The sequence below is a fragment of the Halosimplex carlsbadense 2-9-1 genome (genome assembly GCF_000337455.1).
Taxonomy (GTDB): domain Archaea; phylum Halobacteriota; class Halobacteria; order Halobacteriales; family Haloarculaceae; genus Halosimplex; species Halosimplex carlsbadense.
The window spans coordinates 130,169-136,396 of sequence record NZ_AOIU01000043.1; the positions used below are offsets into that span (position 1 = coordinate 130,169).

A 6,228-nucleotide genomic window follows, 5' to 3' on the forward strand; every position below is an offset into this window, starting at 1 on the left:
GTCGGTCAAAAAATTGGAGGGGCGGTGTCAGTCGACCGTCGCTAACACACGGACATCCGTAGCGGAGTGTCGTTCCCGTTCAGTACGAGCACAGTGCTCGCGGAGGAACTCATCAATACGGTCGGCAAGGGACTCCGCATCTTCCCTATCAACGTGGACGATCAGCGTCGGACGCTCCTTGTCGCTGTTCTCAATCACGAGCGAGACATCCTTGAATTCGTCCGGCTGTCTATACGCCTCGAACTCATCGGCGACCTGGTCGGCCAGGTCGTCGAGTACCTCAATCGGTTCCTTTGTCATAGATTGAATTTCGGCCTTGGAAGGTTGTGCCATCGCGAACGCGTGAAGAAAACGTGACGTGGCTTTCAGAATCACCTCCATCAGACAAACGCGAACGGAGCCTTCTCACACCGATGGTTTACCGAGAAGAAGACCGATCCACAGAAGGGACAATGGGTTAGAGTGCTCGCGGATCGCTATCGACGATGCTCGCAAACGCGACGTTCTCCTGAACTTGTTCGATTTCGACTGTTGGCTCGTCGCCGGGTTGAGCGCCAGGAACGATCACGACGTACCCCCGTTCGACTTTCGCAATACCGTCTCCTTGATCACCGACGGTTTCGATTGTCACGTCGCGCACTTCTCCCTCACCAACAGGAGGACCAGATGAATCATGGCTCGTGCTCCCCTGAGAGGCGGGATGCCGTGGGCCCTGTGGAGATGTTGATTCAGCTTCGGAGGATGAATCAAGAAGAGCGATGCGGTACGTTTTATCAACTGTCAGCGCCCCATGCTTGATCTCACTCGGAGGAATCTCGATGACGAATGTGCCATCCTCCTCCTTAATTTTCGCAGTGAACAGCGAACACAGGGAGTCTGAGATTTCTACCATAGCTGGGTTTGATACTGGATACAATTAACCGGTCTCTTTGAGAAGGAGCGAACTGGATCAGCTGTCATCAGCTGTTTCTTCCCAAGGAATATCTCGCTTGTGGACTACAGCGAGCTTCGAGTCGTCATCATCTTCTATTGCACTAAGACCACGCTGGACGAGAGTGTGAACCTGTCCAGCAGACTCCGGGAACGAAAATTGGTCATCCTCCGCGTCAGCACGGAGTTCCAGATAATGGAGGTACAACCTGAACGTCGTATCTGCTCCGATAGGCCACCAAATCGTCCCTATCTGCTCATCTACCTGATTGTCCCAATGCTCTATGAGTTCACGGATATCGTTGACGAGCTCCTCCCCAGAGGTGCGAAGGCGGAGGGAATATTCCCGATCCCGCTCCATATCTTCGATTATATCCTGAAGAAAGGCTCAGCCTCCAAGGCGATAGGTGAGGTCTGATCCGCTTCTAGAAGGTGTTCTAACGCCCGAATTTCTTCACGCCGAGCGGCTACAGCGTATGCGACATTGTACTTGTCCTCGGGGAAGATTTCGTGCTGACTCGGTTGCTTTGCCTGAGGGACAGTATCCCCGGTGGATGAGCTAAATAAGGTCTCAAAGAGTCCCATACGCTTCGTCCGGACGGCACCCATAAGTACTTCCTGTCATATCAGACTACAATTCTGGCGGCTATGAACCGATTCACCTTGACACTCGAAGAAGATGCGGATTATCTTTGTATCGACAGACAGCGATAAATATGGTAGCAACACGAGAGAGGGCTCTTAGCGAACGCGAGTTCGAACTACTGTTAGAAGGGGCTGGACGAATAGGAGATACGCAACGGAGGCTCGAAACACGAGCGGCCATTCTCCTTGGAGGCCGTCTTGGACTTCGACCAGGAGAAACAACGCACTTGTCGACATCGTGGGTTGACCTAGAGCGGCAGATGATCCAGATTCCCACACAGGAAAACTGTACGAAGGGACGGGATGGCGGCATCTGTGGATACTGCCGGCAGGCGGTGAAACAACGGCTGGATCACAATCCCAATACGGATTTCCAGAGCTTTGCTGAGCGTTATTGGCTCCCGAAAACAGAAGCCGCTTCTCGAACAGTTCCGTACCACTTTTCGTATCGAGTCCGCGTCGCGGTTGAATTACTACTTGACGAACATGGCGGTTGGCCGTATTCGTTCTCGACCTTACAGCGGCGACTGGAAACGGCCTTAGAACGGTCCCCAGAATTGTCTAACGACGCAACCTCGTTACACGGACTACGTGCCACAGCAGCGTCATACCATGCAGGAAGAGGCTTGGATCTTCCCGCACTCCGAGCAATGTTCGGTTGGGAGGACATCACGACTGCACGTCAATATCTGAACGTCGATGGAGCGATGACCCGGCGAGCGCTGGACAGTATTCATCAGTAAAGCTGAACCCACTAACGTTTGGAAATCAGGCGTAGCGTTATTCAATAGTTATTCCATCGGCCCCACGTCTCCAAGATGAATGTATTTCTCAGCAACCTTCTCGAAGTACCCTTCTGTCATAATTCGAGGATTCGACACCCGATGGAAGTCATCGAGAACGAACTGCATTTCCTCCTCATCCAGCCCATATGCGTGAAACACGGCCGCGTCGACTTCGGCTTGTAGTTCACGCCGAGTCTCCATATCCGTCGCCGGCTTAATCCCACCGAGTCGCTCACGCATCTCAGCAAACTCCTCACCATAACAGTTGAGCTTCGCCGCTCGATCGGCGATACAGTGGAACCAGTCGTCTCCGTCAGTAAGTCGGGGCGCCTGTGACTCCTCAAATTTGTACTTCGAGGCGTGGGAATCAACTTTTGTCCGCATCAAGAAATCAAAGGGGATACTGTTGATCAGACCAAGCGCGACGAAAAGCTCCTTATCAGTGAAAACGCGGTCGTAAGCGCTGTGCATCGGGGACTCCGGAAGATCGTCCTTGGTAGGGTTCGCCTCGAATGGGCGGACCGTGTACAGTGTATGGACGACGACTCCACCTGGCGGAATCACAGCCGCAATGAGCGTCCGTTCGTCAGTTGCACGAGCGACTTCACGGAGCACAAGTCGATACTCAGAGCTATGGAGACGGACGTCTTCCAAGGACAGTTCGGGACGGTCGAATTCCTCGGTCAGCAACCGATTGACGAAACGCTTCTGGGAACTTGACGGGAGATGGCTGAACGCAGGGTCATCAGCAAATTTGTTGTAGATAGCCTTCTTGAGGCTGATCGCATCGTTCCGGGCACGGAAGTTCTTCTCTCGAACGCGATGCTTCGCGCTCAGCTCCTCGTTATCCTCATCGACACTCCACAAAGAGATTGGTTCAAGGTCGTCAACGTAAGTCGACTCATAACAGAATTGGTGGATATTCTTTCCCTGATAGACCGGATAATCCCCTTTGGATTCGTCTTCGATGAATCTATCCCGATCTCGTCCCCGATCCAATTCCTTGTACAGGACCGTACGCCAAGCATCTTCAATTTCAGTCGCCAAGGGAGGTGTCTGGAGAATTTTATCCAGCACTGAGACCTCCTGCTGTTTCTCGATGTTAGGGAAAATTCGAGCTCCGGGAGAATACTCTTTGAGGATGCGCGCTGGAATTTCTAGAGCTACGTCGTCAATCGACCGGAGAGCGTCAACGGAAGTCTGATGAAAGATTCCGTGGACAGTATCAGTGCTTCCGTCTGTTCGGAGCGTAACGATACCGAAATTATATCTAGTGTCTATGTCGGAGAAGATGCCTCGATTTTCAAATCCGATGATACTCTGAATCTCCGACTCTTCCAATGCATGTACTCGCAAATCCTTTCCAGCGGCGGCATTGAAGAACGGACCAGGAAGCAGCTGTGAAACATAACCACCATCTCTGACGATATCGTAGACGCGCTCGAAGAACAGTAGAGACAGGTCGTTCGTCCGTGCAACCTGTTGTCCTTCTACGCTTGGCGTCTGGTACTCGTATTCTCCACTCTGGTTGATATAGGTCGCTTGCCGTTCCTTGTCACGCTGGAACTTCTCCCATTCGGCAGCGATTTCAGGGTTCTCTAAGAGCTCCTCTACCTTCTTGTCCTTTTCACCTGGCGGGCGGCTACGAAACTCAGTATCGTACTTTGGGAAGAAGTCCGTCCGGTATGGTTTCAGCTCATCCCACGGTGGGTTCCCGATGATGACATCAAAGCCGCCTTCGCGATAGACTGTCGCGAACTCAAGCACCCAATGAAACGGTGAGAACTCCTCTAGTTCCTCAAGAGAGACATCCTCGTCGACAAGTTCGTTGAACTGATCGCGAATCTTTTCATTAAGCTCCTCGCTGTGCGTGTCGATTTTTCGCTCAGCCATTTTACGAGCATTCTGCGCTTCACGGGCAGAATCCGCTGCTCGATGGCGGTCCTGTTCCCGGATGATGTCCTCATAGAGGTCTTTGACTGCAGTTCCGACACCCCAATTCGAGAGTGACGCGTCACCGGCATCCTCCCGTGCGACTTCTTGGAGCTCGGTGAACCCGATCAGCGAGTTACCCTGACGGATGTTGAAATCAATATTCGGGAGTGGTTCGACCTCGTTCGGTTCGTCCTCGATATCAGCGACCATCGACAGCCACAATCGTAGTTTGCAGATCTCGACTGCTCCGTCCTCAATATCGACCCCATAGAGATTGTTAAGAATGATAGATCGCTTTGCGAAAAGTGACATCCCCCCGTGTCCCTCTTCGATACTCTCTAATTCTTCCCGACTACGACTCTCCAGCTCCCAGCCTTGCCCTTCAGCTTCGAGTCGTTGGAAATACTCAATGCATTGCATCAACTGAGCGTCTCGCTATTGGCTGTTTTCGACTTGATCTACGAATGCTAGTGAATGCGAGCTCCTTCTTACATACTATGTAACAAGTGTATTGACCAGTTCAGTCGAAAGTCACCCTCGTATCCATCATTTTCATATGAGTAAAGCAACTTTCAGGTGGTATGACTCTCCAGCAGATCACCGCATCCGATATCGCGGGCTGGGACTCTTTACAGGATATAGCGAGCTCCTTTGAAAAACGCGGCCTCAAACCACGCCCGAAACTAGGGGGCGATAACGAGCTAGTAGTCCAGCTTGATGATGACGAATTCATCGTCATTGTCAATGCGGGCCCCGGCGAGACTGCCGCGGACTTCAAACCTGAAAATCGCTCACGACACACCAACCTCGTTGCCACCAACGATTTCGAGACCTTCACCTTCATTACGCGAGTCCGAAGCTGGGAGGGGCAGCAGCACGGTCGAATTAAGCATCAAAAGATTTCGTTCTCGAAGGAGCAGTTCACGCGGGACAGCGGGGAGAAGAACACTATTCTCCAGAAACTGAACTCGATCGAATACGGTTCCTCTGCCGCGATATACGATACGCTCTACGACACGCAGCAGGTCGTCAAGGAGTTCTATGAACAGTTCGAGGAGCTCCGGACAGATCTCATTCAAGAGGTCACAGGCATCCCTGACGATCGTGGTGATGCGAAGCAACGATATGTGCAAGTCATTCTTGACCGGATGATCTTCCTATACTTCATCCAAGAAAAGCGCCTCCTTGATCGGAACCCGAATTACCTTCACGAACAGCCGAATGAAGTCGTTGACAAGGGTGGGGACCATTATGAAGAGTTCTACGAACCGCTCTTTTTCGAATACCTCGCGGAAGACAAGCAGAACCCTGACTTCGGCAGCCTTCCGTACCTGAATGGTGGCTTGTTCGCAAGGAATCCTGTCGAAGAGGAGTTTGAAGATGCGAAATTAGGTGGCTCTGCCGAGGAAACGAACGGGCTCTTCGACGATATCCTCGACTTTCTCTCCGACTGGAATTGGAACGTAGACGAACGACTCGACATCGTCGATCCCAAGAACCTCTCCCCAGCGATCTTGGGTCACATCTTCGAGCAAACGGTCAATCAGAAGGAGATGGGGGCGTACTACACACCGGAAGAGATCACGGGGTTCATGGCCCGACGGACGATCCATCCATATCTACTCGATCAACTCAACGAGGCTGTGGACACAGACTATGACGAGATCGACAATGTGTTCGGATTCCCCGTACCCGAGGCAGATAGTAGCGCAGAAGCTGTTGCCGATGGCGGAACCATAACCCAGCAAGTTCCAACGGAAAACGTCCAGACCAGCCATGTGGAGACTCTCTACCACGACATTCTGAAGGAAACACACATTCTCGATCCCGCCGTAGGAAGTGGCGCCTTCCTTCTCGCCGCACAGGAGGTGCTGATGGACCTATATATGCAATGCATTGAGTATTTCCAACGACTCGAAGCTGAAGGGCAAGG

5 protein-coding genes and 1 pseudogene are annotated in these 6,228 nt (G+C 52.1%); 3 read left to right on the plus strand and 3 right to left on the minus strand.

Features of this window, described 5'->3' with window-relative positions; genetic code table 11:
- Positions 1-27: 27 nt before the first annotated feature.
- Together C475_RS19150 and C475_RS22575 are read right to left on the minus strand one after the other, a co-directional pair.
- Complete coding sequence (locus tag C475_RS19150; RefSeq protein ID WP_235728484.1) at positions 28-381, minus strand: hypothetical protein; 354 nt, start codon at positions 379-381, stop codon at positions 28-30.
- 76 nt (positions 382-457) lie between these two features.
- Positions 458-892: a TRAM domain-containing protein gene (locus C475_RS22575; RefSeq protein ID WP_006885545.1), complete on the minus strand. Its 435-nt coding sequence runs from the start codon at positions 890-892 to the stop codon at positions 458-460.
- Positions 893-991: 99 nt separating this feature from the next.
- Here C475_RS22575 and C475_RS24040 point away from each other — a divergent pair, with 99 nt between their 5' ends.
- Complete coding sequence (locus tag C475_RS24040) at positions 992-1,348, plus strand: hypothetical protein (RefSeq protein WP_006885546.1); 357 nt, start codon at positions 992-994, stop codon at positions 1,346-1,348.
- A 298-nt stretch (positions 1,349-1,646) separates the two neighbouring features.
- Positions 1,647-2,318 (plus strand): site-specific integrase, encoded by a 672-nt coding sequence (locus tag C475_RS22585; protein ID WP_006885547.1) that lies wholly within the window; start codon positions 1,647-1,649, stop codon positions 2,316-2,318.
- A 48-nt stretch (positions 2,319-2,366) separates the two neighbouring features.
- Here the strand turns inward: C475_RS22585 and C475_RS19160 are convergent, their stop codons facing one another.
- On the minus strand, positions 2,367-4,715 hold the full coding sequence (locus tag C475_RS19160) for an Eco57I restriction-modification methylase domain-containing protein (RefSeq protein WP_049930983.1): 2,349 nt from the start codon (positions 4,713-4,715) through the stop codon (positions 2,367-2,369).
- A 161-nt stretch (positions 4,716-4,876) separates the two neighbouring features.
- Between C475_RS19160 and C475_RS19165 the strand changes: the two are divergent.
- Positions 4,877-6,228 (plus strand): annotated as a pseudogene (locus C475_RS19165) (type IIL restriction-modification enzyme MmeI); the annotation flags it as partial.